The sequence below is a fragment of the Alkalihalobacillus sp. R86527 genome, from assembly GCF_042466185.1.
Taxonomy (GTDB): domain Bacteria; phylum Bacillota; class Bacilli; order Bacillales; family Guptibacillaceae; genus Guptibacillus.
Window position 1 is genome coordinate 3764117 of the sequence record NZ_JAXHBW010000001.1, and the last position, 25961, is coordinate 3790077.

A 25961-nucleotide genomic window follows, 5' to 3' on the forward strand; every position below is an offset into this window, starting at 1 on the left:
TAAAATTTCACGAAATGAATACTAATTCCTTATTCCACGTTTAAGAGAAAACTAAACCTTTCTTCTCAAAATCAATAGTGTAAAGTCATCTCGGAGTTCGAATTCTTGCAGTCGCTCAAGTTCTTTGTAAACAGAATCCACGATTTCTTGCGCGGAGAGGTGAATATACTTGCGTATCATTGCGACGATTTCATCACGTTCAATAAAACCTCGGCTCGATCGACATTCTGTTACACCATCCGAGAGCATGATAACCATATCGTTCCCATTTAGTACTCGCTGATATTCTCGATAAGATGTTTTCTTCGAAACTCCAAGAACAAGACCCTTTGTGAAGAGTTCCTCGAATTGATCTTTTTCCGAATCGTAAAAAAAGCCCGGTTCATGACCGGCGCCTGCATAATAAAATGAATGAACCCTAGAATCATATAGCCCATAAAACATTGTGATGAACATATTAGGATCAACATTTTGCTCGACGACTCGGTTTAGATTTTCAAGAACGGCACCAGGCTGCATTCGCTGCTCAGGAGCACTGTCCATAGCGTATTTAATCATACTCATACAGAGTGCAGCAGGAATTCCCTTACCAATAATGTCTGCAATCGCTACACTTACGCAGTCATTTTCATCCTGAACGAAATGGTAATAATCCCCGTTCATTTTGTTGGCAGGTTTGCTTATTGCCCCAATATCCAGATTGTCCACTTCTGGTTTCTTTCCTGCCAGAAGTGTTTGCTGCATATTAGCAGCAACCTCTATTTCTGATTCGAGTTGCTGCTGTCTATTGCGAAGACTTTGGTGTTCACGATATGCGAACCCGTAACCAATCATCATTTCGAGTAAAAAGTCATATGAGTTTTTGAGGGGCTCAGGTAAATCAGGGAAGAGCTCTTCTAGAACGCTAACATGCAGACTAACCGCCTCTTCAGGAGAAATTTGTTGTTCAATCATCTTTCTACTGAACTGTTGCCCTTTATAAAGCGTCTGTTCTGATTGTTCTTCTAAATAGTTTTCTAATATTGATTTGTACTTTTCATACTGAAGATCTCGGTCGTCCATTCTTGCTTATCCTCCTTACCGGAGCCATTTTATTGCGGTAATATTTGTACCTTCATTCTCTTTTGAATCTATTGTAAATTCATCCATAAGACGCTTCACACCTGGAAGACCTGCTCCGAGACCTCCGGAAGTCGTAAAACCATCTTCCATCACTCTTCTAATATCTTTAATACCAGGACCAGAATCGGCTGCTACGATTTTTAAGCCTACCTTGCTTCCAGCCTCTGTTCGTTCTATAGATACTTCGCCTTTACCGGCATAGAGATAAATGTTACGGGCGAGTTCTGAGATCGCAGTAGTAATTCTTGCTTGATCGACTGTACCAAACCCCAGTTCTTTAGCAATATTTCTACCCGATTGTCTCGCTTTAACAATATCCCACTCATTACGGACTTCCACACAGGATTGGATATTCATTGCTTATCCCCCCAATTCCTGTTGTAATTTCTCTAACCCCTGTTCTAAATCTAATGCTGTAGGGACGTTTTTCATCATGATACCTAAGTCAATTAGAGTAATCGCAACGGCGGGTTGGATACCCGTCAACACCACTCTAGCCCCCATTAAATTCGACATGCGCACAACATCGCCTAGTACTTTTGCGATGAAGGAGTCAATCATATCAACAGATGTCAGATCAATGACAACCCCCTTTGCTCCTGTTTCATGAATCTTCTCGAGCAAATCTTCCTGAAATTGCAGGGCGGTCTTATCATCTAAGTCTACTTGAATTGTTATTAATAGATATTCATTTAATTTTAAAATAGGAATTCGCACGGTATTTCCCCCTATTCATCAAGGTCGATCATTTGTCGTTTTGTCATTTCTAAAGCCGTTTTCATACCTTTGAATAAGGTACTTTTTGTCGGAAACTGTCCTAGATCTATACCTAAATTAACAATTGTTTGTGCAATCTCTGGTCTAATACCAACAAGGATGCACTGAGCACCTACGAGGCGTACTGCCTCTGCGGCCTGAATAATATGATGAGCAACCATCGTATCAACAACTGGTACACCAGTGATATCAATCAAAACTACCTGAGAACGATGTTTGATCACACCAGTCAAGAGGTTTTCCATGATCAACTTGGCTCTTTCTGTATCAATTGTACCAATCAAAGGCATAACACTTATGTTCTCAAAAACAGGGATCAACGGAGCTGACAATTCTTGAAGAGCTACCTTTTGAATCGAAACAGTATTTTCCCAGTTTTTTGAGCTCTCATTAATCAGTTGATTGATAATCGGATCGATCCATCGATCAATTTCGTCATACATATTGAAGACTTTTTCATTTGAATGATCCGCTTCGAGTAGGACCTCTAAGACAATTCTACGGAAAGTTTGAAGACCTTGTGTAATATAGCTCAGTCTCCAGCCAACCTTTAAAAGCCTCTCAGCAAAATCCGTCATCCGTTCAGTCGGCTTATGAACATTCTGTTCAATGTGTGTATAAATAATTTCAAAAAGTTCCTTGTTTGTATCTTCATAAGTTGCGTCGGTTATCGACTGCAATCTATGATCTTCACGCGCCCGTTCCATCTCATCCATCCACTTAGAATAAATGCGATGACGACTCTCATTTAAAATCTGAATGATTAGCTTGTCCATGGTGCTCCTCCCTACAATCAACATGCTTAACATCTATCTTCTCATTACGAGTGAATACTCGCAATAAATATACTTTCCGAGTATTATCCTATTTCATCACTATTATCTTAACACACTTTTCGACAGAGCTAGAAAATTCCCTTCTTTCACCAACATGAAATGTTTTACATTTCATCGAAATTCAGAGAATACAAAAAAACTGCTCTAAGAGCAGCTTCGTTTGCGAATATCAAATTGTTAAAAATCAATAAGCCCAAGGCTGATTTGCAGGGCTTCTTGCACCCGCTGCATCATACCCTCATCAAGGTGAGTGATTTTATCAGTTAAACGCTGTTTATCAATCGTGCGTATTTGTTCTAATAAAATAACCGAATCACGTTCAAATCCGTACCGTTTGGCATCGATCTCTACATGTGTAGGGAGCTTCGCCTTTTGAATTTGTGCAGTAATTGCGGCAACGATGACAGTTGGACTAAAACGATTCCCGATGTCGTTCTGAATGATGAGAACTGGTCTAACTCCGCCCTGTTCAGAACCTACAACAGGAGAAAGGTCAGCAAAATACACGTCACCTCGTTTGACAATCAAGCCGTTACACCCCGCTTACTAAGCGGTCCACGGTGTGCTCTGCTTCCTCCTCAACAAGAAAGGCTTCTGCTGCAAGGTTCAAATTAATCTTTGCCATCTCCATGTATCCCTGGCGCATGGCGTCACGAATCTGCCGCTTTTTTCGTTCGCGAATATACATTGTCGTGGCCTGTGAAATGAACTCGTTACGATCGACCTGTTCCTGTTGAATAATACCATCCACCTCATTTAAAATATGTTGTGGGAGAGTTACAACAATCGACTTTTTGTTTGCCTCTGTCACAAACATACACCTCCGAAGCACTGCTACTCATAATATAATTCCACTATTAATACTACCATTGTAAGCGTCTCATTGCAAAACAACTTTCCACAAAACTATTTCAACAAATTCTTGCAAATTCCTCTTTATATTGTATTATTTTTTTAAAATTGTATTCATTACGCCTTTTTTTTCTCTATTTTCAATGAATACTCTAGGGACACGATGACTGATTATACAAGGAATTTCATAGTTTATCGTCTCTAGCTGCTCTGCAATGTCGTCTATTGTAATTTCTTGAGAGCCCTGTGACCCAATTAGTGTCACTTGCGTTCCTACAGGAAGTTGACGTGGCAGACTCACCATGAACTGATCCATACAAATTCTCCCCACAATCGGTACCTTTATGCCGTTTACTAACACGCTCATTTTATTAAGCTTTCTGATCCACCCATCAGCATACCCGACAGGAACTGTCCCAATCCACTCTCCTGCAGATGCTTTATACGTAGAACCATAGCTAATAGGGTCACCTTCATCCATCTGTTTGACATGTACTAATCGACTGTGTAGGCTGAAAGCCCGCTTAAGCTCGAATGGCTTACTCCGCTCCATATCTGGTGACGGAATAAGTCCGTACATTGAAATACCAACACGAACAAGATTACCAATTCGATCCGGTATCCTCATAGATCCAGCACTATTACCAAGATGAATCCAATCCGGTTCCACTCCTCCATCTGTAAGAGTAGATGCTACCCTCTCAAATCGCTTAAGCTGAGTTTCAATGAACATGTTCTCTGGTTCATCCGCTGTAGCAAAGTGTGTGTAAAGTCCCTCAGGTATAATAGAAGGATTACGCTTGAGAGATTCCCCTATATGTTTAGCTTCTTCCTCACCCTTTATACCTAATCTACCCATACCTGTATCTACTTTTAAATGAACACGAAGTTTTTTTCCATCCAAGACTTCCGACGCCTGGTTGATCCAAGCTTCTTGAAAGGCTGTGAGTGTAATATTTTGTTCGGATGCAAGCTTTGCATGTATTGCTGGCACGTATCCCAATACGAGAATCGGAGCATCGATTCCAGATTCTCTAAGACTTAATGCCTCATCTAGAATTGCAACAGCGAGATACTTAGCTCCAGCACCGAGAGCAGTACGAGCGGAAGCCTCTGCACCATGTCCGTACCCATCCGCTTTTACGACTGCCATGATCGAAACACTTTCAGGCAAGTGTTGCTTGAATGAAAAGATATTTTGTTTGATTGCATCGAGATCGATTTCTGCCCACGTTTCTCGATAGAACGATTGATTATCCATTATTAATTCCTCCATCAGAAGCGAATCACTCTGGCTTCTATTTTAGGAGTTTTTTATAAAAGATGCTACTTTCAACTAAGTGAGAGCATGATTTTTTTGAAAAAAGGTTCAGCCATGTACACATAGCTGAACCCTCATGAAGTCTTATTTAATTTCAGTTTTGCCGTAAACCGAACGCGCGACTGCAGCCAGTTCTTCCATTGAGAGATCTGTTGAAGCAAGGAAGAAATCAACGCCATCATAGTGCCAAGATACCGTCGTATCTGTCATGGTCCCCATTGTGAACCCTAGATCGATCGGCTCTCCGTTACTCATCATAACTGGCGTACTCGTTTCTAGAGCCGCCTCACTTTTTTCCTCGATGAGGGTGAATGACTTTTCACCTGTAAAACTCAAAATAACTTTATTCTGAGAAACCTCTTTCTCATCTGTAAGCCCTGTACCTTGTGGTTCGTACATTGGATAAACAACTTCAAAAGGCTCATTCGTCGCAGCGATTACAGGTACTTCTAATTGAGCTGCTGTCATATTTCTTTCCATATCAAACGATCCTTTATCGAATGAAGCATTGAACTTCATATCCGAGAACTCGATTGTTACGAGCGGCTTCATATCTTGGTTCATGATTGAAACTTTCTCTGGAGCAAGATCTTTCTTATTGAGTGTAATGGACTGCTTCGATAAATTCTTGTTTTGATAGTTTGTATTCGTCGTGAATACATAATCCTGATCCTTCGCCTCGAACTTAGCAGCCGAATCATTTAAAATATCGCGAACAAGAGTGTTGTAGAGGTAGGCTTGGCTGCCGTTCTCTGGCCAGTCACTCTGGAATCGAAAGCTTTTATTCAAAGCTGGCGTTAGGACAAATACCCCTTCATCATTTCTTAAAATAATTTGACTTTGTTCTTTGGAAGCATTCTTTAATTCAACACGATAATAAGATGGCTTCTGATACCATACTTCTACATCGTAACGCTGTGGCTCATCACCAGTTTCGAGCGTCATCTTGGCGTTAACCTTATAGCTATCCATTTCATTTAATTTCTTATCGAGTGAATCCACAACATCCTGCTGACTTTTTTGCCCGCACCCTATAAGCACAACCATCATCAATACACCTAGAAGTAAAATGGAACTGAACCTTTTCAATATATTCAACTCCTTTGCCTCATTTAAAACGACAAAGAAGGTTCCTGTCTTGTGAAAAACTTATCCGTAATGATGTTTCAGAAATGAATGCAGAACAGCCGGAATCTGTTCAATGACATCGGTTGCCAGTACATCAAGCGTAGAATGTGCAGACTGGACAAGCATATCCGCTGCTTTCCCGTGAAGATAAACAGCATTGCTGATTCCTTCTTGAATAGACGGAGTGTGCATAGCAAAGGCAAGTACCATACCAGTTAATACATCGCCTGAACCGCCTTTCGCAAGTGCGGGATTCCCAGTCGGATTCACGAACTGGTTACCATCAGGATCTGTAACAAGCGTGTATGGCCCCTTCAATACGAGATACACGCCAAATTCCCGTGCGAATCTGTATGAGATCTCAAATCGATTTTTTTGTATGTCTGCAATCGAATAGCCTGTTAACCTGGCCATTTCTCCTGGATGAGGAGTTAGTATTGTTGGAGCTTGCCTTTTGATCAGCTGTTCTTTCAGTCCACTCAAGTGATAAAGTGCATCAGCATCGAGCACAAGCAGACAATCTGCTCCCATTACAGTCTGAACGAGCTTTCTACCGCCCTTTTCTCGTCCTAGACCAGGTCCAGCTGCTATTCCATCAAACGAAAGCTCTCCTAAAATTTCTCCGGTGAAGTGACCACCATCAGAAGGCCAACCTTGAAATATCGCTTCAATTAGCGCACCAGCTATAACCGAAAGAATCTCTTCTGGCACTGCAGCCTGTATTAATCCTGCCCCACTCCGGTATGCTGCTTTTGCCGTCATGATAGGAGCCCCAGCCATTCCGCTTGAACCACCAATAACTAGCCCTTTACCATGGCTACCTTTATGAGAGGATGCCGTTCGATCACTAAGGGTGTTTGCTACATCATCATTCGTCCAAATTTTCTTGGATTGAGATTTCTCAAATGCTATGTGAGGAAGGCCGATGTTTAGAATTTCAAGTTCTCCGTAATACTCAGCATCTGGGTAAATGAAAGCACCTGTTTTTGGAGCTTGAAGAGTATATGTCCTCTCAGCTCTTATCGGCTCTGCTTCTCCTTCATATCCCCCATCTGATTTCAGTCCACTAGGTAGATCCACTGAATAGACGGAGATTTCCGATTTGTTAATCCCTTGTATAAGTTCCTTATATGGAGAACGAATCGGTCCTGAAATTCCGAGTCCAAGAAGGCAATCGATCATGACTGTATAATGGTCAAGATGGTTAACAAGCTCTTCATTCAAGGCTCTCCACTCAAACCCTGAATTTCGGAAAATAGTAAAGTGAGTCTTTGCGTCTCCCTTCAATTTCTTAACAGGAGGGACGACCCAGACATCAACCTCATACCCATGTTCTTTCAAATACCTAGAAAGAACAAAACCATCTCCGCCATTATTTCCAGTCCCAATAACGACTGCAATTCGTTGATCCTTCAACCTCTCTTTCATTGCATCGAACAACGCTTTCCCGGCGTTTTCCATGAGCATTGCACCACTTAAGCCGATCTCCTCCATGGCAAACCGGTCTGCTTCATACATTTCTTCCCCGGATACGATTCTCACAACAGGTCCCTCCTGACCGTGATAAAATATATGAGACAAATCCCAATGATATGCAGACTAGCTTGACGAGCTTTCAATAATTACTTGGGCTATGGCATGATCGTTTGTATGTGAAATCGAGATATGTACTGTCTTATCAGCGGTTCCTTCAATAAAAGGAGCGCCTTCTTTCGATTTTTGAACAGTGATATCCTGAAAGCTTAATTTTCCAATTCCAGTACCCACTGCCTTGGCATAAGCTTCTTTTGCAGCAAATCGCCCTCCCAGAAACTCGATCTTTCGATGTCCTTTTAATTTTTCAAACTGAGCGAGTTCTTCTTTCGTTAAGATACGTGCAGGAAAATTCGCATTCCGCTCAACCGCTTTTCGAATGCGATCTAACTCGATCATATCGATCCCTATACCCTGAATCATCTAACTCCTCCAATGTACTAATCCTTTACGTTGCCTCATAGCTTTAATAATAGTGCTCTTCTTACAGCTATGCTAAACTAGAAATAATTAATAGTGGATACACCTGCCTATAGCAGGCGATTTTCTATACTTCTTATAAAGGTGGTCGACTTCATGTTTTTGAGAAATGAAGACTTTCGCTCATTTATCCGTTATTATCCTATCATCTCCATACTTATTGGTATACATATCCTTCTCTTTCTTCTCATAAACCTGTTGGGTATGCGGTCCATCTTTAATTTGGGTGCTGGTGTAAATGGATATATTGAAGCTGGTGAATACTGGAGACTAGTTACACCGATTTTCCTTCATGCTGGATTTGCTCACGTATTATTCAACTCTTTTTCACTTTACCTTTTCGGGCCAGCTCTTGAACAAATGCTCGGCAAGACAAAGTTCCTTATCGGCTACTTTGGTGCAGGAATTGTTGCTAATATCGCAACCTTCTACCTTCAGGATAGCTATTTCAGTCATGTCGGAGCTTCCGGAGCAATTTTTGGGCTGTTTGGAATATACTTTTACATGGCCTTCTATAGAAAAGAATTGATCGACCAAGCTAATTCGCAATTAATCCTTATGATTCTAGGTATTGGTCTCCTAATGACCTTCGTCAGCCCTAACATTAATATCCTTGGTCATATTTTTGGATTTCTAGGAGGAGCTGCACTAGCCCCTATGCTATTAGCAAAAGCAAGTCCATTCATCGATCGTGGCATGGTGAAAATACGCTATTCTGATGATCCTGGATCAATCCAATTTAAACCTAACCGATGGAAAAGAAGAACGCCACGTGGAGGTCAAAGTCCCGTTTCAAAAGTATTGTGGGGACTCTTCATCGTTCTTGTGTTACTTGGATTTATCGTTAGATATTTATAAACGAATAGATAACAAAAGACACTGGAGATCCGTTGGATCGCCGGTGTCTTTAGTTTGAGGAAAGAATATACTTTGAAATGGCGTCTTTTAAACTGCCCGTAATGTGAAAGGATTGATCGATGTCGAAATCATTTTCCATTAATCCAAAAACATGCCGAGGCTTTAAACCGCTAAGAATCGGAGAAACGCCAATCAGTTGAATCATGCGATAAAAAGACTGAAATGAGGAAACGCCACTCTTCTCTACCTCACCGATCCCATTAAAATCTAAAATGACATATTCATAATTGCCATCCTGAAGCATTGAGAGTAATTGTTGCTCATTGATCAGGAATAAATCCTGATCAAGTGAACCGAAGAGCGGAATTACACATAAATTTGAAGAAATGGGGAGGAAGGGGCTAGATAACTCCTTAATTTTACTCATCGCACTTTCAAGCTCTTCTTTCTTATCTAGTAGATCAAAATTCGTCTCAGCCAACCGATCACGTTGCATTTGTAGCATAGAAGAAAGTTCCATGATCTGAGAATCCTGTCTAATACACAAAATCTGTCCTTCACCGTTATCAGTCCAACGAGCAAAGACTTTAAATAACATGTAAGGAGTATCCACAGTGTTTAAAACGAGCTCGATCTCATCCTTATTTTTTAATAAATCAAGTGCTTTCTGCTTGCTTTCGGAGTCTACGAAATCAAGAAAAGACTCCGGTTTCGAAAACAAATCTGTTGCAAGCTGGGACTGTTCTTTAATATTCAAATCGTGATCAACTAGAAAAGCAGGTAACGGATGATGAGTAAAGTTAACCATGGTTAGAATCATCACCTTTCTTTTCTTCAAGCCACAATTTAATTTCTTTAAGACCAGGGACTAACACCGTCTTCTCTGAGCAGTACTTTGATAGATCGTAATTTGATGCAAGCCTACCACCCACAAGAATCTCTGGTGGAGTGGATAGATCACCCAGTTCAGATACGTAGTTCGATAATTGATCAGCATGGTACAAGAGTGCAACTGAAATTCCGACTACAGATGGCTGCCATTTCTTTGCTGTATCAACCGCATATTCAAGAGGTAGGTTCGCTCCTAATAATCTCGTTTCCCACCCATATTCTTCAAACAATAATGAAATCATTTTCAAGCCTAAATAATGTTGCTCTTGATCGATACATAGGAACAATGCGCGCTTGCCATTGGAAGGCTGTTTCGATTTCTTTTTCGCATAAGCATATCTTGAAAGAACAAAGTCACATGTAGTCGTTGCGAGATGCTCATCTGCAACGGTAATTTCATTCTCTTCCCAAAGCTTTCCTACGAATTGCATTGCACTTGTTAACACTTCAAATGCGAGGTGGCTACTATCGAATAATTCTGCTTCTGATTCTACTAGTTCCCATGCTTGATCCTCGTTACCTTCTAAAAGGAAATCGGTTAATTGTTTGATATCTACAGGCAAATTCTCACCTCTTTTACAGTGAAGGACTATCTACAGTTAATTCTTCTAATTCCGCTTTCCCTTTCGAGAGAATCCTTAAGTAGTCCTCTTTATTTCCGAAGTTGTTCGCTCGTTTAATTTCCTTTTCAAGCCGCTCAAAATTGTCGATGACATGCTTTGTTTGCATGCCTCTACTCGTTAACAAGTTGTTGAGCCAAAGTGCGTAATCAATAAAGAAATCATCCGCTTCTAACTTTCGAGCAGAATCTAAATGCTTGATATGATGGTAGTTATCTTCTCTGCATTTTGTTCTTCCACGTTCACCGAATCTCTCCAGTAGTTCAGGCATGTCTTTGTAGATCCCTTCCACTACACGTTCAACAATATAATCGATTGTTTCCTTCATTCAGCAACTACCTTATATCGATACACTTTGGGCTTAACCGCAGCCAATTCGGCATCAGGATACTTCTTTTCTAATTCGTGAATTTCTTTATATGCTGGACTCTTCATCCAGGTGAAGAAGTGCTCCTTCGATTCCCACTTCATCTGTACGGTCAACTCTTCTGGGCGATGTTCACTTTGAAGTAAATTAAAAGATATGAAGCCTTCAAATTCATCAACTCTTCTAGAGCGTTTTTGATAAATTCCGATGACCTCGTCCACTTTATCTTTAGGTACGATGATGACTGAGTTTACAATGTACATTTTTCTCCCCCTAACCTTTATTCATCCGAGTTATTATCCCTTTTAACACTATAGTTGTAAGAATACCAGTTCAACAGTTCATGTCCATCGATAAGCTCAATATCTCGTACTCTGAATTGTTTTCCAGCAAGACTGGATAAAATCGAGACCTGAAACGTCGTCAGGGATTTTCGCTTTTGAAAGAGGCTGGAATTTAACTCCATCGATTGGATTCTTCTACGTGGAACGTAAACACGAACCCTGCCTATTTGCCTGAACTGCAGGAGCGTAGTTGCTTCTTCCATGCTCCAGCCCGCATCTTTGTAATGAAGGTAACCAAGAAAACAAGCAACGGGAATTAGAAGAAATGAAAGGTAGCCTAATGGCACGAAATAGCTAATTAAACCTACCGGAACAATAACTGGTAGTGTAAAGCGAAACATATAGCGGTTTCTAGCTTTTACTGATAGCGGCTTCAGTTCCTGATGAACTGGCACTTCAGGTATTAGCTCCTCAAGAAACGCATGGATTTTCTTACGCTTCATTAGTGGAAATAAAACAGTTGAAAACTGTTCGTCTTTTCCACCACCCCCACCACTTTCTACATAGAGAGCGGCATATCCGAAAGGTTGCCTTAATAATCCTTCAACCATTCTTATTGCCTGAACACGCTGCACTGGAATCGTAAGCTGACGACGTTCTAAAATCCCTCTCTTTATAATGAGGTCATCTTCTGTACGTGAAAGAACAAATCCTCCATACTTCAGTACGGTCCCCAATACAGAAAAAAACCATGATAGCAATAACACGACTACCGCTCCTATTAGAATAAAGGTGAGCGTGGCATCCATCACTCGTTCAGTAACAGTGGTATAGAATTCATCAGGAAGAATATTATCCACCTGCGAACCTATAGCGGCAATAAATGATAAAAACACGCCTATACCACCTGAAGTAGATGCCGCTATAATTAAGTCTTTTTTTGTTAAGCTATATTCCTTTACGGGACGTTCGATTATAGGAGTACCCTCTGTCTCTTCTTCTTGAGACTTGCTGGATTTGTATAACTCTGCTTTCAACTGTTCAGCCTCAAACCGATTCAAAGCTGACATAACTACTTCTGGCTCCCCGCCACCACCGGCAGTTTCAATTTGAACCTTCACTAAACCGAATAGTCGCTGAATAACGCCTTGGGAAGTATCGATTGATTGTACTCTTTCACGAGGAATGAATCGCTTCTTACGGAATATAAATCCCTGATGTATTTGCAATTCGTTGTTTTTGATTTGGTAATTATAGAACCACCAAGACAATACGCCATTTCCTAAAGTGAATAATAAGAAAGCACCCATAATGAGGAAATGCCACCATGAATAGCCTTCTCCACCTCTACCTATAAAAACAAAGATGACTAGAGGAATAGCTACTTCTTTCAAGGAAGTCAAAAAAGCCAACAGCATAGCAACTGGATGAAGTCGTTTCTTCTCAGACATCATCTTCTGTTACCCTTGCAAGTACGGATATCCGATCTCTTAGTTCATCAGCGACTTCATTTGAAAGAGCGGGTATTTCGTGAGTGGTAGCGGCTGTTGATATGGTGACAGATGATAGCTGATTAGCGCGTAATAGTGGTCCTTGCCTAGTATCGACATGCTGCACACGAACCATGGGGATTAACGTACGTTTTACTATGATTACGCCGTGTTTAAGTTCAATTTCATGTTCACTTACTTCATAACGCCACTTCTTATACCGGAGGAGCGGTAAGATCCAGATTTGTAGGACCATGATGATTGCTGCAACGATACACGTTACCACCAGGCTCCAAATAGGTAGAACACCTACAAAGTAATGCAAACTAAACACCCCAGCAACGATCCCTAATAGTAAAATAGATAGTATTGCACCTGTCATTTGCCAAACTTTTAAACCTCTTCGATCAATTTGTTTTGAAGGATCTGGTCGCATATCTTACCTCTCTTTCTTACATCTCTTTACAAATGTTATCTTCCGTTAAGTATATCACTGTTATTTTATGCTATCTATAAGTGACCACTAGCGTCTACCAATCTAGAAATTGAAAAAGCCCGAGCAATTTGCTCAGGCTTTTGGATTTAGAATAGTTTTGAGACATGCGGGCGCTCTGACTCTCTCATACTGGTTATTTCCTTTTTTTCATGATCCCAAAGTGAAAGGATTTTTTGATCTGCATCGTAGAAGGTTAAATCCCTATTCGAACACTCTATGAGTTCTACGCTTGGAATCGCATATTTTTCTTGCCTTCCTGTCTTAGAACAAATATAAACGAGTTGATCGCTTTTACCTGTCCTTCCATTCAGACCATGAACGATTAGACTACCGTTCCAAGAATGAATCGTTCGCGGTGAGAAATCCAACAGAAATGATTGTTGAACATGGAACTCTTCATCTAATAATAGAATCGTATCTTGATGTGCAGCTGAGATAGAAAGGGCAGCTATATAAATCCCGTTATCCTCCACCATCATATTCACAGGAGAATAACCTTTTTCGAGCTCGATAACGTTCTTTCCGTTTCCATCAAACACAGTCAACATCGCTTTATCTTCTTCAACGCAATAGGAGGAGACGATGAGCTTATTACCTTTCCGTTTCAAATCACAGAAGATCCCTTTCACATGCCATTGATGTGTGATTCGAGGATCATCTTTCGCAAATTCATAAATCCATCCGTTCCATTCTTCACCTTCGCATGCTATACAGATGCTGTTATGATATTCATAAAAATTAGGGCTACCATTAACCTGAAACGTGCGCAGCTGTGCGAGACGATGTATAAAAACATACACCTCAAAATGGGTAGGGGATAATTGTTTAGAAAACCAATAGTTATGGTTCGCATCTTTTACAACATTTGAATAACCTTCATCGCTCGTAATCGGCAATTTGGGTACATTGACCCTATCGATTGGTTGAGCACCAGTTAAAGGGTCCTGTTCTTCGTAAGATAATGCTTTATTACCGTATGCCATTCTAAACTCCCCCTCCGTAGTCAGCCGCCTTTTTCAACGATAACAGGAAAAAGGTTGGATATTTATTACCGATCCTTGCTGTTAGTACTAGTGTAACATTGAATGTTATAAGCGGGTATTGGGAAATAACAATAACTTTTGACTCATTATTTGCGTGTTTCATTTCATAGTTTCCCAACTCTTAATCAATTGGAAGGGTCTTTAGTCCCTTTTCCCTCATTTTTCCAGGGTTTTTATATCTTCTATTCCTTTATTTAGAAAGCGAGTCTTGACAGTTGTTAAGAACTAGACAACAATAATACCGTATACAACGCTGAAAGGATGAGATTCGCATGGCAACAAACCACGATGAGTATATCCATAGTTTATTTGGCACGGAAGAACCACTACTTCAGGATGTCAACGAACGAATCAAAGGAAACGGAATGCCAGCTATCTCAGTTAAACCAGAGGTCGGGCGCTTTCTCTCCCTGCTAGTCAAAATGATTCGACCTCGAAATGTTATGGAAATCGGAGCGTTAGGTGGTTATAGTGGTATCATTCTTGCCGGAGCCCTCGATAAGGAAGGATCACTAACCTCACTAGAGTTAGAACAATCCTATGCAACTGTTGCACAAAGTAATTTGAAGAGAGCTGGACTAGAAGACAAAGTGAAATATGTCATAGGTCCCGCTATTCAAAACATGGAATCTCTGTATAACGCAGGTCAAAGGTATGACTTCTTTTTTATTGATGCTGATAAGGTTAATTATCCTTCGTATCTTGATATGGCGTTAAAGCTCGCATCGAAGGGTGCAATCATCGCAGCAGACAACACCCTCCAAGGGGACAAGGTCTTTGATGAAACGATTACCGATCAAAACGTTGAAGCAATACGAGCATTCAACTTGAAGATGGCGAATGATGAGCGAGTTGAATCTATCATCCTCCCACTTTGCGATGGACTTACGATAGGAAGAGTAAAAGAAGTAGAATAAAGGAAGGTCTCAAAACGAAAAAAACCTTCTAGCATAAAAATAGCTAGAAGGTTTTTTATAATTGAAGCGAATCTTATTCATTAAAAGAAACGATTGTTCTTCCACGTACTTTTCCTTTAAGGATATTCTCTAACACCTCTGGTAATTCATCGATGTTAACTTCATTTGTCAATGTCTCTAACTGCTGAGATGGCTTATATTCGTTCGCTATTTTGCTCCAAACGGCTGTACGAATATCCATTGGACAATGAACGGAATCAATCCCTAACAAATTAACACCTCTAAGGATAAACGGGAAAACTGTTGTTGGGACTTTAGTTCCGCCAGTTAAACCGCTGACAGCTACAGCTCCTCCATACTCAAGGTTACTTAGAATAGCCGCGAGCGTCGTGCCCCCAACAGGATCAACTGCACCAGCCCATTTTTGCTTGCCTAGAGGTTTGAAATCCTCAGGAGCTGCTTCATCACGAGTAATAATGGAAGAAGCGCCTAGTTCTTTCAAATAAGGATGTTCAGATTCTTTTCCGGTACTTGCCGTTACTTCATATCCCTTCTTCGCCAGGATTGAAACTGCCATACTACCAACACCACCAGTTGCTCCCGTGACAAGGATTGGTCCTTTCTCAGGAGTTATTCCGGCTTGCTCTAATCTGTGAACAGAAAGTGCAGCTGTAAAACCGGCTGTGCCGAAAACCATTGCTTCTTTGAGGCTTAAGTTTTCTGGAAGAGGAACCATCCACTCTGATTTCACGCGTGCGTACTCACTAAATCCACCAGAATGAGAAACACCTAAATCATAGCTCGTTACAATAACACGGTCTCCTTCTTTCCATTCCGGTTGATCCGATTCAACTACCTCTCCAGCAAGGTCAATACCAGGAACATGCGGGTATTCCTTAACGATTTTACCTTTTGGATGTGTTGCTAACCCATCTTTGTAGTTCACACTCGAATAGTGAACCTTAATGAGTACATCACCAGTCGAAAGGTCCTCTTTCTCGACCTTCTTCACCGATACATTCGTGTCTTCATTTACTTTATCTACTACTAGCGCTTTAAATGGTGCCACAAAAATCCTCCTTTGGTTTCTTTCTAAAACAAGGGTAGCAAAAATTATTCTGACCGGTCAAATAAATTGAATGATTTATTATGTTAAATCAGTTATGTATAATAATCTGTGCAAGGAGTTGTGATAAATGAAACAAAAAACCGATATGAGAAGACAACAGATTATTAAAGCCGCCTTTGAGGCTGTTGCTGACAAAGGGTACGAAGCGGTAACTCTTCAAGATATTGCTGAATATGCAGATGTTAGTAAAGGAGTATCTAACTATTACTTTAAGAATAAAGAGGATGTTCTGGCTCATTTACTCATACAAATTACAGAACGAATCTATGAAAAAGAAAAAACGGCTGTCGAGATGGAGACTTCAGCTCAAGCTATGTTACATGCCTATATTGATTCTGTATTTGTAGGTCCTTTAGAAAACGAACGCTTTTTCAAGGTTTATTTAGATTTCCTCGCTCAGGCGACTCGTAATGAGCGTTATAGAGAAATAAACGCACGTTTTTACAGAAATTGCGCTTCGATTTGTTCAATGATACTAAACCGAGGTCTAGAAGAAGGCACTTATACAGTCGCTAATGTAGAAGAAGCTTCAAAAACAATCAGAGGCTTAATTGATGGATTTATGATTCAATGGTTGATGACGGGGGATCCCGAGCAACATTCCACATACAAGAAGCTATGCCTAAATGCGATTAAGGCATCTATGACTACCGAAACGACTTCTTAATGAAAAGCCATCAGCTTGTAGAGGAACTTAGACTTTTGTGCTCTCAATATGTAGGAGTTTAGATGAAAAATCACGAAATAAAACCGGGCATACCCGGTTTTTATTTAAGCTTAAACGTTGATCGGTTAACCACTTCGATATCATTTCTTTTCTTTACCTCTTCCATAAGCTGAAATAATGCTTTATCTTTTTGTTTTGCTTCAATCATACAGTCAATTTGTGGTGTGCTATCTCTTACTCCATTCAAAAATGCAAAAAACATTTCGCTATCAATATAATCAGAATGACTCCTATATTCCTTCTTGTTTTTAGGTGAAGAAATATGCATTTTTAAGGGTAAAGGAGATACATCCCAGGTTGAAACTACTCTCGCCCAATCTTTCTCCCAATCTTCATCGTTATGACACGCAAGATGGTGATGATAATCAAACACAAGTGGTACGCCAAGTTTCTCACATAAATAAAGCGTATCTAGCATTGTGAATGTCGTATCATCATTTTCGAGCATAACCGTATCCTGTATTCCTTTAGGGGTATACATCCAATTATGAATAAATCTCTCTAACGCTTTTTCTTTGTCATTGTATCCCCCACCAACGTGAAGGACACACCTGTGCGTTGCATCGATCCCCATTCCCTCAAGTAATCGGACATGCATAGCTAAAGTTTTGGTTGACGCTTTTAATGTTTCGTTATTTGGGGTATTAAGTAAAACAAAGTGATCCGGATGAAAGTCAACGCGCATCCTTTCTTTCTTTGCAAAGTCTCCTAACACTTTTAGCTCTTTTTGTAACGGAGAAAGGTAATTCCAACTTTCTAAAGCTTCATGATTAGCAAGTGGGATTAATCTTGAACTAAACCTAAAGAAGGAGATGTCGTTTCCCTTATTGTGTTTTAAGAGACGGAGACAATTCTCCAAGTTTGATTTGGCAATCCGTTCAAGCTTACGAATTCCAGCTTCTCGATCAGAAAGCTTCTGAAATTGTTTGAACGTCATCGTTTGAGAAGGAGAACTATTCGTTAATTCCATGCTCATCGCTACGTATCCAAGTCTAATGATTGTCATAGTGGTCCCCCTAGAAAAGTTGTTTTCTTAGGCTTTCCTAACCCTTCTATTTCATAACTGTAGGTTACAATCAATTTTGCGTCGAAGCGTGGTACAATAAACATAATACCTGGATATAGGTAATTTGAAAAAAGGGGTAATTTCCATGGCGATTCGAATTATTACGGACAGCAGTATCGATTTTCCTGAAGACATGCTAGCTGACCTAAACGTAACGGTTGTGCCACTCAACCTGCTTTTCGGAGATACAGAATATAAAGCTGGGGTTGATATCGATACACCAACGTTTTATCAAAAACTAAAGCAATCGAAAGAACTCCCGAAGTCCTCTGCCCCGTCACCACAGGACTTTCTAACGAAATTCGAACAATCAGAACCTGAAGATAAAATTCTTGTTATTGCATTGTCTAAATCATTAAGTACTACTTACGAGAATGCCGTTTTAGCAAAACAAATGTTTCACGAGGAACAGCCAAATCGTGACGTTGAAGTCATTAATTCAAAAACAGCATCCTCAGGTCTTGGTATCATCGTGTGTCACGCTGCTGAGATGGCTCAGAACGGTGAAAGCTTTGAAGATATTGTGAGGGAGACAGAAGAATATACAGAGGATACCTTAACAATGTTTCTTCTGGATACGTTAGAGAATGTAATCAAAGGTGGAAGACTTGATCGAGTTAAAGGAACAATCGCCTCAGCTCTTAATATTAAGCTTCTTATGAGAGCGAGTGATGACGGCTCCCTTGAAGTGCTTGATAAAGTTCGTGGAAACAAACGTGCAATCCGTCAATTCATCCAAAAAGTAGGTGAATATGGTCATAACCTTGAGGACAAGGTTGTAGCCATTGCACACAGTAACTGTGAAGACAAAGCAAAAGCTTTGATGGAACAAATTCAAGAGCGGTACAAGTTTAAACGCGTCGTACTCTCGACTATGGGGCCTCTAATCGGGACTTACGCTGGTGAAGGTGGCCTTCTTGTTGCCTTCAAGAAAAATTAAATCACTTTTTATTTAAAGAGCGCGGTGAGCGCTCTTTTTTATTATATTTAAAGGAAATGAATGGTCATTCAGCGAATGCAGTCATAAATGAAAAAAAGTGGTGATGGTATTTATGAAATGGAAAAGTTTATTTGAACCGATGAAGATTCGTAATTTACTCCTACCGAACCGAGTCATGATGGGCTCTATGCATTTAGGGATTGAAGGCATTCCAGAGAAAGAAGATGCAATGATAAGCTTCTATACTGAGCGTGCCGGCGAGAATGGCCCTGGCCTTATGGTTACTGGAGGGATTTCTGTTTCACCTGAAGGAGATGGTGGCCATCATTTTCTAGGATTTTATAGAGATCAAGACCTTAAGACAATGAGTCGTCTAACGACAAGGGTACACCAAGCAGGTGGACGTATCGCCGCTCAACTCTTTCACGCTGGGCGCTATGCGTATTCTGAATTGACCGGAATACCGTCAGTCTCTCCCTCGCCTCTGAGATCCCCAATCCACAAAGAAGCACCGATTGAACTAAGTGAATTGGACATTCTCAATCTGCTTGAATCTTACGCTGAAGCTGGTAGAAAAGCGAAAGAAGTTGGTTTCGACGCCGTTGAAATCATGGGGTCTGAAGGATATTTAATCAATCAGTTTCTATCCCCAGCTACTAACAAACGAAATGATCAATGGGGAGGAAGCTTTGAAAAGAGAACCCGTTTTCCACTGGCAGTTCTTCATGCCGTGAGAAAAGCAGTTGGAGATGACTATCCGATCATCTTCCGCCTTTCCGGAATGGACCTTGTACCAAATTCTACGACTCATGAAGAAACGCTCGCTTTTGCAAAATTAGTAGAAGAAAACGATGCAGACCTTTTAAACATAGGTATCGGCTGGCACGAATCTACGACTCCAACGATATCAATGATGGTGCCTAGAGCTGGGTTTATTCAGATTGCTCTCGATATTAAGAAAGAAGTAGATATCCCTGTCATCGGCAGCAATCGCATCAATGATCCCGTCCTTGCAGATGAGTTGTTACAAAAGCTAGATATGGTCTCAATGGCAAGGCCGTTTCTTGCTGATTCTAACTTGTTACGTAAATCAAAAGACCAATCACTTGATCAGATCAATACATGTATTGCATGTAACCAAGCTTGCCTTGATCATGCGTTCGAAGGTAAAGCCGTCTCATGCCTTGTGAATCCGCGGGCAGGTAGAGAACATAAGTGGGTTTACAAAAAAGCTGCTACGCTTAAGAAAATACTCGTGGTCGGTGGCGGGGTTGCTGGTCTAGAGGCAGCTAGGTCACACGCTGAACTTGGCCATACCGTAGTGCTTTATGAAGCGAATGATGCGATCGGTGGACAATTCAACCTAGCCCGTCAAATTCCAATCAAGAAAGAATTCGACGAGACAGTTCGATATTATACAGCTGAATTAAAACGATTGGGGGTTTCTGTAAACCTTAATCACAAACCTTCTACAGAGGAGCTTCTAGACCACTCTCCAGATCTAGTCGTCCTCGCTACTGGTGTTGTACCTCGAAAACCGCTCATATCAGGTATTGAACATGCAGTTTCTTATCCAGAAGTCCTTTCAGGATCTGCTGCTGTAGGAAAGAAAGTTATCATTATTGGTGCTGGAGGCATCGGTTGTGATCTATCTCACTATCTAATCGAAAGAGGCGAGCACGAAATCATGATGCTCCGCCGTAATGGAAGAATGGGTGAAGGTCTCGGTAAAACAACAAAGTGGGCGATGCTTCAAGATTTAAAGAACAACGGTGTGAAGTTCCGAACGAACCTTCACTATGAAGTAATAACCGAGGATGGACTCATAATCACTGACTCTACTACAGGAAAGAAAGAACATATTGCAGCAGACACTGTCATTCTAGCTGCAGGTCAAGAGTCCAACCTACCTGAAGAATACAATCGATTAACTGACAGTGGAATTCAGGTAGCTGTTATCGGAGGAGCGCGATTTGCTGGAGAATTGGATGCCAAACGCGCCATTTATGAAGGGGCCAAAATTGCGTTCGAACCTCATTCTATTCCAAAGAAACAACATCAAAAAGACGAGGCATGACGCCCCGTCTTTTTCTCTTGTCTTACCCCAGTTTATCTCCGTTTTCAACCTTCATGTCAGGTTTGATCAAGACCACTCCCTTTTCCCCATAAACACCTAACACCAATACTTCTGACATAAAGTCCGCGATTTGTCTTTGTGGAAAATTAACAACAGCCATTACTTGTTTTCCTAACAGATCCGATTTTGCGTATAAATCTGTAATCTGTGCACTAGATTTCTTCACACCGATCTCTTTACCAAGATCGACTTTCAATTTGTATGCTGGCTTCCTTGCTTTCTCAAAATCTACTACCTCAACGATTTCTCCTACACGAATATCAAGCTTCATAAAGTCTTCAAACGTCGCCATCACTCTACCTGCCTTTGTAAAAGGATATGTAATGGTTTCGACTAGGTATAAGTTTTGTCCTGCTATTACTTTCTTTTCGCGATAAAATGGTTAAGTAATCCATTTACATGCCTTACATCTTCTAGGTCCTCACCTAACAAACAAGAAGAATAACACTCGATTAACCTGCGATTAGTTTCACCCTTCTCAGTGGCATACATATCTGAGATTGTGAGGGGATATTCCGAAATGGCTAAATACCTTTCAATCCGAATAAGGTACATGACCTCATTTAGCATCTCGTAATAGACTTTCTTAGAAGGACTCCCGCTCAATCGACTCTCAATTGATTTCACAAGTTTTTGTTTACCTGATCGAATTGACTCTTTCTCTGGAAGGATAAATGGTGTGTCACCATATAAAACAAGTTGCTCAAAAAAAGGCGCAACAACTTCTCTTTCTCCATTGAGAGTATGCTTATATTCTTCTAATGTTCTACAGCGAAGATCGATTGACACCCCAGGAAGCTCTGGCAAATAAGGAGGCTTCACTACCTCTTGATGATAAAAACACCACAAATCCAAATCTGCATTTGGACCCGCTTCTCCCCTTGCGAAACTTCCTGTTATGATAACCCCTCTAAGAGCAGGGGTCTTTAAGCGATCTACTAATCGCTTTGCATATGTAGCAAACCTTATAGGCGTAATTTGCACATTCAACATAAATTCCTTCTCCTTTATAACGCGACCCTAAGAAGGAGCGAGCGTGTGATGAGACTGGTCCGTTCCATTTATTAAAAACTGGTATACTTTTTGGATAACATCTCCTTGATCATCACCATGACAGATCAGATGCCTTGAGCAATCCATAACATACATTTGCTTATCTACAGAACCGATCGTTTGATAAATGGTGTGTGCCGTTTTATAAGGAACCATACTATCGAGCTTCCCCTGCAAAATCAAGGTAGGTACTGTTACTTGTTGAAACGAGGGTCTTAATTGACGCACAAGCTTTCTAAATTGAAGCGAAGCTTGAAACGGCGTTACCTTCATCTTCTTTCTATAACGAACAAAAAGCTCGTTTTGGACTAGCTTTCCTTTACTAGTATCTATAACCATGTGAGCAATATCTTTCATCATTTGAAAAGGATGGATATACTTATAAGCTGCACTTAACAAAACAAGTTTATCAACTTTATATTTTGTAGCGAGGTATCCTGCTAACACACCTCCCATTGAAAAACCGACAAGGTAGACGGTGTCACAGGCTTCAAGTAGCTGTATTAGCTTTGCTTCTGCTGTCTCGATCCATTCCTCAGAGGTAACCCCATGCAACGTTTCACCGTCTCCATGTCCCGGTAAGGTTGGAACGGAGATCCTCCAATCCGTATGTTCTTTAAGGTAACCTGCAAGTGGTTCCACCTCGTATGGCGCACCAGTAAATCCATGAATCAACATACACCCTACCATGTTCAAAACCTCATCTTTCACTAGTTATTGTGTACTATCATTCTACCACCATAGGCGGTACACCTGTGAAGGAATGAGGATTCCCTTATTTTCTAAACGAAACCTTGGGCCGAAATGGTGAATGTTCTTTCGTTCCATCTTCCCTTAGTGAGCTTGCGCAATTAGGACAAATAATCGCCTTAGAGGGGATGGCCGTACAACAAAGAGGGCATTCCTTACGTGTCATTGCGTTGATTGGATCTTGTCCTGGTCTTCTCCATCGATTCAGCTGCCGTACTACAAGAAATACAGCGAAGAAAATGATCATGAAACGAATAGCAGTGGATATAAACAACCCATAATTTATCGTTGCTGCTCCCGCTTCTCTGGCATCTGCTAAAGTAGAATAGTAATGCCCATTCAAACTTATGTATAAATCAGAGAAATTAATTCTAGCTAGTAGAAGCCCTATAGGTGGCAAAATAATATCTGTAACAAGAGAATCAATAAAGCTACTAAACGCAGCACCAAGTACCATCCCTATCCCCATATCTGCTGCACTACCCCTTATTGCAAACTGACGGAACTCATGTAATAGCCCCATTGAACCCCACTCCTTTATGAACTCTACTCCATTTCTATGCAACTGCTATACAAGCTATGATGTCTTTCGTAAATTGTGAACCTTACTATACAAAAAAAGACCGTCGAAAAAAATCGACAGCCTGATACTTTACTTATTTGATTCGATCCATTTTGTAAATGTCTCTTCTGATTGTGAGCCTACAATTCGATCGACTTCCTGTCCATCTTCGAATTTCACAACAGTTGGCGTACTTTCTATTCCGTAGTTACTCCATCCTTGTTCAAACTCCAGAATGTTGTATTTCTTCAGGTCAATACCCATCTCTTCTGCAAGTGGCACTAATACCGGTGAAGTATTTTGACAGTGAACACACTCCGGACTATAAAAATAAACAAAAACGTCTTCTTCATTCGAGAGTTTCTCTGCTAGCTCTTCTGGCAAAATTTGATTTTGGTAAAGCGGATCATCTAACTGATCGATTGTTCCTTGCTTCAAAGAATCTTTCCCATAAGGGTTATCTTCACTTTTCTCGCTATTAGAATAATTTGTAACGAAAGCTAAAGCACCAAATAAAACGATGATGATTCCTAGAAATATGATGATCTTTTTCATATTGTTTCTTCCTCCTTCTTCTGCATAGCCAATATAACCATACAAACACTGATGATCGTAAATCCAATTAAAGCTAAGAAAGGTATCGTAATAAATCCGAAAGCATTTATATATTCACCTGTACATGGAACTCTTCCACATGCGGGGGAGGATTCAGCAAAGAAAGATGTTTTCTGAATTAAGTAATGATAGAGAGAAATTCCAAATCCAATCAGCGAAATTGGAAGAACATATAACCATTGAGCTCCATCTTTTTTCACTGCAGCTATTCCCAAAACGATGACAAGAGGGTACATCAAAATTCGTTGATACCAACATAGCACACATGGCTCATATCCAAGGACTTCTGAGAAGTATAAACTACCAGCCATAGCTACGACCGCAGCTGCCCAGGCACTAAACAATAAGTATTCTTTCTTTTTCTCGTAACTCATCCCTGTAACCTCTCTTAAAATAATTTGTTTTCCTGATCTCGCATAAACGCTCTAACTATTCCCACCTATAGCATACGTGAAATGTATTCCTTTGCACAACTTTTCCTATTTAACGTTTGATAAGTTGTCACAACTCAAAAAAAGATCCTGCTGACCATCAGCAGGATCTTTCTTATGAAAATAGCTGCCAGTGCAGGCAGCTATTTTCGAAGGGGGAACTTCTATTTTCTTCTTGAAATGAACATGTCGGGGAACACAATTCATTATCATTTCCTTATATGATAATGATAATCTTTATCAATTAAAAAGTCAATAACCTTTTTTCATTGTTAAATGAGGTGCTTTTTCGAGCATTGACGTACTTCTATTACGCAAATATCCACTCTTCTTAGCTTCCGATCTTAGAATGAATGCAAATATAACAAACGTTGAAAACAATATGACGAAAAACAATAACAGTTGCATTGTTTCTACCATTATTCCACCTCTTATTTCTGAATTTTCTCTTATTATATCACCTGTAGTTGATAATGAGAAGCATTTTCAATGAAGGAGGTGCAAGAACATTAAAGTTGTGCAAACGTTTTTCTTCTTCTATGATTGGAATGGTAAGAACTACAGTTCAAGGAGGTTTATCTATGCAACGCGTTCATCTTGAGGAAAATCTATCCTTCTCACGTATTATTCACGGCCTATGGCGTCTTGCAGATTGGAATCAGTCCAGCCAAGAAACGTTATCCCTAATAGAGCACAATCTTGACCGTGGAATTACAACGTTTGACCATGCAGATATTTACGGAAGTTATTTGTGTGAAGAACTATTTGGACAGGCCCTGGCTCTCAAGCCTTCATTAAGAGATCAGATGGAGATCGTAACGAAATGTGGCATCGTGCTTGAATCTCCTAATCGCCCTTCTCATACATCTCACCATTACAACACAAGTAAAGAGCATATTATCGCTTCAACAGAACAATCGCTGAAATCACTTGGGACTGACTACATCGATGCGCTTCTTATTCATCGTCCTGATCCTTTTATGGACCCTGAACAAGTTGCAGAAGCCTTTTCAACGCTTCACCAAGATGGGAAGGTAAGGCATTTCGGTGTATCGAACTTCAAACACCATCAGTTTACTATGCTTCAATCTTATGTCGATCAACCACTCATCACCAATCAAATCGAACTTTCGGCTTATAACCTGGAGAATTTCGAAGACGGCACACTTAACCTATGTCAGGAAAAACGAATCAAACCGATGGCATGGTCACCTCTTGCCGGTGGTAGTGTGTTCACATCAAGCGACGAGAAAGCAACCCGCCTACGCCAGACCATCGAAAAGGTTGCTTCTGAAATAGGTGCAGAAGGAATCGACCAAGTGCTTTACGCATGGCTTCTAAATCATCCCGCTGACATTATGCCGATCGTGGGTTCTGGGAAAACCGACCGTATCGATAGCGCAATTGATGCACTTTCCTTATCCTTAACACGGGATCAGTGGTTTGAAATTCTCACTAGCTCGATGGGCTATGACATTCCTTAATATAATGATAAGCGTCCGGACGACACTGGACGCTCTTTACTATTCGTTAAAC

General features: G+C 40.6%; 32 protein-coding genes. 6 read left to right on the plus strand and 26 right to left on the minus strand.

Annotation, left to right across the window (positions count from 1 at the left end; all coding sequences use genetic code 11):
- Window positions 1–51 precede the first annotated feature (51 nt).
- The 10 genes from SJY16_RS19730 to acpS all read right to left on the minus strand — a co-directional run bounded on the left by SJY16_RS19730 (window position 52) and on the right by acpS (window position 7992).
- Window positions 52–1062, minus strand: a complete 1011-nt coding sequence (locus SJY16_RS19730) for a PP2C family protein-serine/threonine phosphatase (RefSeq protein WP_377891888.1) — start codon at window positions 1060–1062, stop codon at window positions 52–54.
- 15 nt (window positions 1063–1077) lie between these two features.
- Window positions 1078–1479 carry an anti-sigma regulatory factor gene (locus tag SJY16_RS19735; RefSeq protein WP_377891890.1) on the minus strand — a complete coding sequence of 134 codons (402 nt, stop codon included), beginning with the start codon at window positions 1477–1479 and terminating at the stop codon, window positions 1078–1080.
- A gap of 3 nt (window positions 1480–1482) precedes the next feature.
- Entirely contained in the window at window positions 1483–1839 is a 357-nt protein-coding gene (locus SJY16_RS19740; RefSeq protein WP_224885320.1) for an STAS domain-containing protein, read from the minus strand.
- Window positions 1840–1850: 11 nt separating this feature from the next.
- The gene (locus SJY16_RS19745; RefSeq protein ID WP_377891892.1) at window positions 1851–2675 is read right to left on the minus strand and encodes an STAS domain-containing protein; all 825 of its coding nucleotides are present in this window, start codon (window positions 2673–2675) and stop codon (window positions 1851–1853) included.
- A gap of 237 nt (window positions 2676–2912) precedes the next feature.
- Window positions 2913–3263, minus strand: a complete 351-nt coding sequence (gene ndoA / locus SJY16_RS19750; protein WP_048312992.1) for a type II toxin-antitoxin system endoribonuclease NdoA — start codon at window positions 3261–3263, stop codon at window positions 2913–2915.
- Between the two features lie 4 nt (window positions 3264–3267).
- Window positions 3268–3552, minus strand: a complete 285-nt coding sequence (locus SJY16_RS19755; RefSeq protein ID WP_263623097.1) for a CopG family ribbon-helix-helix protein — start codon at window positions 3550–3552, stop codon at window positions 3268–3270.
- Between the two features lie 129 nt (window positions 3553–3681).
- Window positions 3682–4848, minus strand: a complete 1167-nt coding sequence (gene alr / locus SJY16_RS19760; RefSeq protein ID WP_377891895.1) for an alanine racemase — start codon at window positions 4846–4848, stop codon at window positions 3682–3684.
- A gap of 144 nt (window positions 4849–4992) precedes the next feature.
- Entirely contained in the window at window positions 4993–5997 is a 1005-nt protein-coding gene (locus tag SJY16_RS19765) for a LolA family protein (protein WP_377891897.1), read from the minus strand.
- A gap of 60 nt (window positions 5998–6057) precedes the next feature.
- The gene (locus tag SJY16_RS19770; protein WP_377891900.1) at window positions 6058–7578 is read right to left on the minus strand and encodes an NAD(P)H-hydrate dehydratase; all 1521 of its coding nucleotides are present in this window, start codon (window positions 7576–7578) and stop codon (window positions 6058–6060) included.
- 57 nt (window positions 7579–7635) lie between these two features.
- Window positions 7636–7992 (minus strand): holo-ACP synthase, encoded by a 357-nt coding sequence (acpS, locus tag SJY16_RS19775; protein ID WP_377891902.1) that lies wholly within the window; start codon window positions 7990–7992, stop codon window positions 7636–7638.
- A 153-nt stretch (window positions 7993–8145) separates the two neighbouring features.
- Between acpS and SJY16_RS19780 the strand changes: the two genes are divergently transcribed.
- The gene (locus SJY16_RS19780; protein ID WP_377891904.1) at window positions 8146–8907 is read left to right on the plus strand and encodes a rhomboid family intramembrane serine protease; all 762 of its coding nucleotides are present in this window, start codon (window positions 8146–8148) and stop codon (window positions 8905–8907) included.
- A 49-nt stretch (window positions 8908–8956) separates the two neighbouring features.
- Here the strand turns inward: SJY16_RS19780 and SJY16_RS19785 are convergent, their stop codons facing one another.
- The 7 genes from SJY16_RS19785 to SJY16_RS19815 form a co-directional block, all read right to left on the minus strand.
- Entirely contained in the window at window positions 8957–9715 is a 759-nt protein-coding gene (locus SJY16_RS19785) for an STAS domain-containing protein (RefSeq protein ID WP_377891906.1), read from the minus strand.
- Window positions 9708–10361, minus strand: a complete 654-nt coding sequence (locus SJY16_RS19790; RefSeq protein ID WP_377891909.1) for a cobalamin B12-binding domain-containing protein — start codon at window positions 10359–10361, stop codon at window positions 9708–9710. Before SJY16_RS19790 ends, SJY16_RS19785 begins: the two co-directional genes overlap by 8 nt.
- A gap of 13 nt (window positions 10362–10374) precedes the next feature.
- Window positions 10375–10746: a hypothetical protein gene (locus tag SJY16_RS19795; protein WP_377891911.1), complete on the minus strand. Its 372-nt coding sequence runs from the start codon at window positions 10744–10746 to the stop codon at window positions 10375–10377.
- On the minus strand, window positions 10743–11048 hold the full coding sequence (locus SJY16_RS19800) for an antibiotic biosynthesis monooxygenase family protein (protein WP_377891913.1): 306 nt from the start codon (window positions 11046–11048) through the stop codon (window positions 10743–10745). Before SJY16_RS19800 ends, SJY16_RS19795 begins: the two co-directional genes overlap by 4 nt.
- A 17-nt stretch (window positions 11049–11065) precedes the next feature.
- On the minus strand, window positions 11066–12523 hold the full coding sequence (locus SJY16_RS19805; protein ID WP_377891916.1) for a PH domain-containing protein: 1458 nt from the start codon (window positions 12521–12523) through the stop codon (window positions 11066–11068).
- Window positions 12513–12995, minus strand: coding sequence for a PH domain-containing protein (locus tag SJY16_RS19810; protein WP_377891918.1), 483 nt, complete (start codon window positions 12993–12995; stop codon window positions 12513–12515). The genes SJY16_RS19805 and SJY16_RS19810 overlap by 11 nt, the downstream gene beginning before the upstream one ends.
- 146 nt (window positions 12996–13141) lie before the next feature.
- Entirely contained in the window at window positions 13142–14038 is an 897-nt protein-coding gene (locus SJY16_RS19815; protein WP_377891920.1) for a hypothetical protein, read from the minus strand.
- Between the two features lie 332 nt (window positions 14039–14370).
- Between SJY16_RS19815 and SJY16_RS19820 the strand changes: the two genes are divergently transcribed.
- On the plus strand, window positions 14371–15015 hold the full coding sequence (locus tag SJY16_RS19820; RefSeq protein WP_377891922.1) for an O-methyltransferase: 645 nt from the start codon (window positions 14371–14373) through the stop codon (window positions 15013–15015).
- 73 nt (window positions 15016–15088) lie between these two features.
- On the opposite strand, the gene SJY16_RS19825 is transcribed toward SJY16_RS19820, so the two are convergent.
- Entirely contained in the window at window positions 15089–16084 is a 996-nt protein-coding gene (locus tag SJY16_RS19825; protein ID WP_377891925.1) for an NADPH:quinone oxidoreductase family protein, read from the minus strand.
- A 127-nt stretch (window positions 16085–16211) separates the two neighbouring features.
- On the opposite strand from SJY16_RS19825, the gene SJY16_RS19830 reads away from it, so the two are divergent.
- Entirely contained in the window at window positions 16212–16811 is a 600-nt protein-coding gene (locus SJY16_RS19830) for a TetR/AcrR family transcriptional regulator (RefSeq protein WP_377891928.1), read from the plus strand.
- 100 nt (window positions 16812–16911) lie between these two features.
- On the opposite strand, the gene uvsE is transcribed toward SJY16_RS19830, so the two are convergent.
- Window positions 16912–17877 carry a UV DNA damage repair endonuclease UvsE gene (gene uvsE, locus SJY16_RS19835; RefSeq protein ID WP_377891929.1) on the minus strand — a complete coding sequence of 322 codons (966 nt, stop codon included), beginning with the start codon at window positions 17875–17877 and terminating at the stop codon, window positions 16912–16914.
- A 145-nt stretch (window positions 17878–18022) separates the two neighbouring features.
- Between uvsE and SJY16_RS19840 the strand changes: the two genes are divergently transcribed.
- On the plus strand, window positions 18023–18877 hold the full coding sequence (locus SJY16_RS19840) for a DegV family protein (protein WP_377891932.1): 855 nt from the start codon (window positions 18023–18025) through the stop codon (window positions 18875–18877).
- Between the two features lie 112 nt (window positions 18878–18989).
- Window positions 18990–20954, plus strand: a complete 1965-nt coding sequence (locus SJY16_RS19845) for an oxidoreductase (RefSeq protein ID WP_377891935.1) — start codon at window positions 18990–18992, stop codon at window positions 20952–20954.
- Window positions 20955–20976: 22 nt separating this feature from the next.
- Here SJY16_RS19845 and SJY16_RS19850 read toward each other — a convergent pair whose 3' ends face one another.
- The 7 genes from SJY16_RS19850 to SJY16_RS19880 all read right to left on the minus strand — a co-directional run bounded on the left by SJY16_RS19850 (window position 20977) and on the right by SJY16_RS19880 (window position 24845).
- Entirely contained in the window at window positions 20977–21306 is a 330-nt protein-coding gene (locus tag SJY16_RS19850) for a tRNA-binding protein (RefSeq protein WP_377891937.1), read from the minus strand.
- Between the two features lie 65 nt (window positions 21307–21371).
- Window positions 21372–22007 carry a nucleotidyltransferase domain-containing protein gene (locus SJY16_RS19855; protein WP_377891940.1) on the minus strand — a complete coding sequence of 212 codons (636 nt, stop codon included), beginning with the start codon at window positions 22005–22007 and terminating at the stop codon, window positions 21372–21374.
- A 27-nt stretch (window positions 22008–22034) separates the two neighbouring features.
- The gene (locus tag SJY16_RS19860) at window positions 22035–22757 is read right to left on the minus strand and encodes an alpha/beta hydrolase (RefSeq protein ID WP_377891942.1); all 723 of its coding nucleotides are present in this window, start codon (window positions 22755–22757) and stop codon (window positions 22035–22037) included.
- Between the two features lie 85 nt (window positions 22758–22842).
- A complete protein-coding gene (mscL, locus tag SJY16_RS19865) occupies window positions 22843–23340 on the minus strand; it encodes a large conductance mechanosensitive channel protein MscL (protein ID WP_377891945.1) in 498 nt (165 codons plus the stop codon).
- A 129-nt stretch (window positions 23341–23469) separates the two neighbouring features.
- Complete coding sequence (locus SJY16_RS19870) at window positions 23470–23934, minus strand: thioredoxin family protein (RefSeq protein WP_377891947.1); 465 nt, start codon at window positions 23932–23934, stop codon at window positions 23470–23472.
- Window positions 23931–24368 (minus strand): disulfide oxidoreductase, encoded by a 438-nt coding sequence (locus SJY16_RS19875; protein ID WP_377891949.1) that lies wholly within the window; start codon window positions 24366–24368, stop codon window positions 23931–23933. Before SJY16_RS19875 ends, SJY16_RS19870 begins: the two co-directional genes overlap by 4 nt.
- Before the next feature lie 309 nt (window positions 24369–24677).
- Window positions 24678–24845, minus strand: a complete 168-nt coding sequence (locus SJY16_RS19880; protein WP_377891952.1) for a hypothetical protein — start codon at window positions 24843–24845, stop codon at window positions 24678–24680.
- A gap of 161 nt (window positions 24846–25006) precedes the next feature.
- Here SJY16_RS19880 and SJY16_RS19885 point away from each other — a divergent pair, with 161 nt between their 5' ends.
- A complete protein-coding gene (locus tag SJY16_RS19885) occupies window positions 25007–25909 on the plus strand; it encodes an aldo/keto reductase (protein WP_377891954.1) in 903 nt (300 codons plus the stop codon).
- The last annotated feature ends 52 nt before the right edge of the window (window positions 25910–25961 follow it).

What these genes read in the sequence shown, in the direction of transcription:
- SJY16_RS19880 (WP_377891952.1), bottom strand. Translation starts at nt 24,845, where the DNA reads ATGGTAGAAACAATGCAACTGTTATTGTTTTTCGTCATATTGTTTTCA.
- SJY16_RS19820 (WP_377891922.1), top strand. Translation starts at nt 14,371, where the DNA reads ATGGCAACAAACCACGATGAGTATATCCATAGTTTATTTGGCACGGAA.
- SJY16_RS19755 (WP_263623097.1), bottom strand. Translation starts at nt 3,552, where the DNA reads ATGTTTGTGACAGAGGCAAACAAAAAGTCGATTGTTGTAACTCTCCCA.
- SJY16_RS19745 (WP_377891892.1), bottom strand. Translation starts at nt 2,675, where the DNA reads ATGGACAAGCTAATCATTCAGATTTTAAATGAGAGTCGTCATCGCATT.
- SJY16_RS19855 (WP_377891940.1), bottom strand. Translation starts at nt 22,007, where the DNA reads ATGTTGAATGTGCAAATTACGCCTATAAGGTTTGCTACATATGCAAAG.
- SJY16_RS19785 (WP_377891906.1), bottom strand. Translation starts at nt 9,715, where the DNA reads ATGGTTAACTTTACTCATCATCCGTTACCTGCTTTTCTAGTTGATCAC.
- SJY16_RS19815 (WP_377891920.1), bottom strand. Translation starts at nt 14,038, where the DNA reads ATGGCATACGGTAATAAAGCATTATCTTACGAAGAACAGGACCCTTTA.
- alr (WP_377891895.1), bottom strand. Translation starts at nt 4,848, where the DNA reads ATGGATAATCAATCGTTCTATCGAGAAACGTGGGCAGAAATCGATCTC.
- SJY16_RS19870 (WP_377891947.1), bottom strand. Translation starts at nt 23,934, where the DNA reads ATGAAAAAGATCATCATATTTCTAGGAATCATCATCGTTTTATTTGGT.
- acpS (WP_377891902.1), bottom strand. Translation starts at nt 7,992, where the DNA reads ATGATTCAGGGTATAGGGATCGATATGATCGAGTTAGATCGCATTCGA.
- SJY16_RS19735 (WP_377891890.1), bottom strand. Translation starts at nt 1,479, where the DNA reads ATGAATATCCAATCCTGTGTGGAAGTCCGTAATGAGTGGGATATTGTT.
- SJY16_RS19885 (WP_377891954.1), top strand. Translation starts at nt 25,007, where the DNA reads ATGCAACGCGTTCATCTTGAGGAAAATCTATCCTTCTCACGTATTATT.
- SJY16_RS19860 (WP_377891942.1), bottom strand. Translation starts at nt 22,757, where the DNA reads ATGGTAGGGTGTATGTTGATTCATGGATTTACTGGTGCGCCATACGAG.
- SJY16_RS19730 (WP_377891888.1), bottom strand. Translation starts at nt 1,062, where the DNA reads ATGGACGACCGAGATCTTCAGTATGAAAAGTACAAATCAATATTAGAA.
- SJY16_RS19795 (WP_377891911.1), bottom strand. Translation starts at nt 10,746, where the DNA reads ATGAAGGAAACAATCGATTATATTGTTGAACGTGTAGTGGAAGGGATC.
- mscL (WP_377891945.1), bottom strand. Translation starts at nt 23,340, where the DNA reads ATGGGGCTATTACATGAGTTCCGTCAGTTTGCAATAAGGGGTAGTGCA.
- SJY16_RS19810 (WP_377891918.1), bottom strand. Translation starts at nt 12,995, where the DNA reads ATGCGACCAGATCCTTCAAAACAAATTGATCGAAGAGGTTTAAAAGTT.
- SJY16_RS19845 (WP_377891935.1), top strand. Translation starts at nt 18,990, where the DNA reads ATGAAATGGAAAAGTTTATTTGAACCGATGAAGATTCGTAATTTACTC.
- SJY16_RS19780 (WP_377891904.1), top strand. Translation starts at nt 8,146, where the DNA reads ATGTTTTTGAGAAATGAAGACTTTCGCTCATTTATCCGTTATTATCCT.
- uvsE (WP_377891929.1), bottom strand. Translation starts at nt 17,877, where the DNA reads ATGACAATCATTAGACTTGGATACGTAGCGATGAGCATGGAATTAACG.
- SJY16_RS19800 (WP_377891913.1), bottom strand. Translation starts at nt 11,048, where the DNA reads ATGTACATTGTAAACTCAGTCATCATCGTACCTAAAGATAAAGTGGAC.
- SJY16_RS19875 (WP_377891949.1), bottom strand. Translation starts at nt 24,368, where the DNA reads ATGAGTTACGAGAAAAAGAAAGAATACTTATTGTTTAGTGCCTGGGCA.
- SJY16_RS19830 (WP_377891928.1), top strand. Translation starts at nt 16,212, where the DNA reads ATGAAACAAAAAACCGATATGAGAAGACAACAGATTATTAAAGCCGCC.
- SJY16_RS19805 (WP_377891916.1), bottom strand. Translation starts at nt 12,523, where the DNA reads ATGATGTCTGAGAAGAAACGACTTCATCCAGTTGCTATGCTGTTGGCT.
- SJY16_RS19840 (WP_377891932.1), top strand. Translation starts at nt 18,023, where the DNA reads ATGGCGATTCGAATTATTACGGACAGCAGTATCGATTTTCCTGAAGAC.
- SJY16_RS19850 (WP_377891937.1), bottom strand. Translation starts at nt 21,306, where the DNA reads ATGGCGACGTTTGAAGACTTTATGAAGCTTGATATTCGTGTAGGAGAA.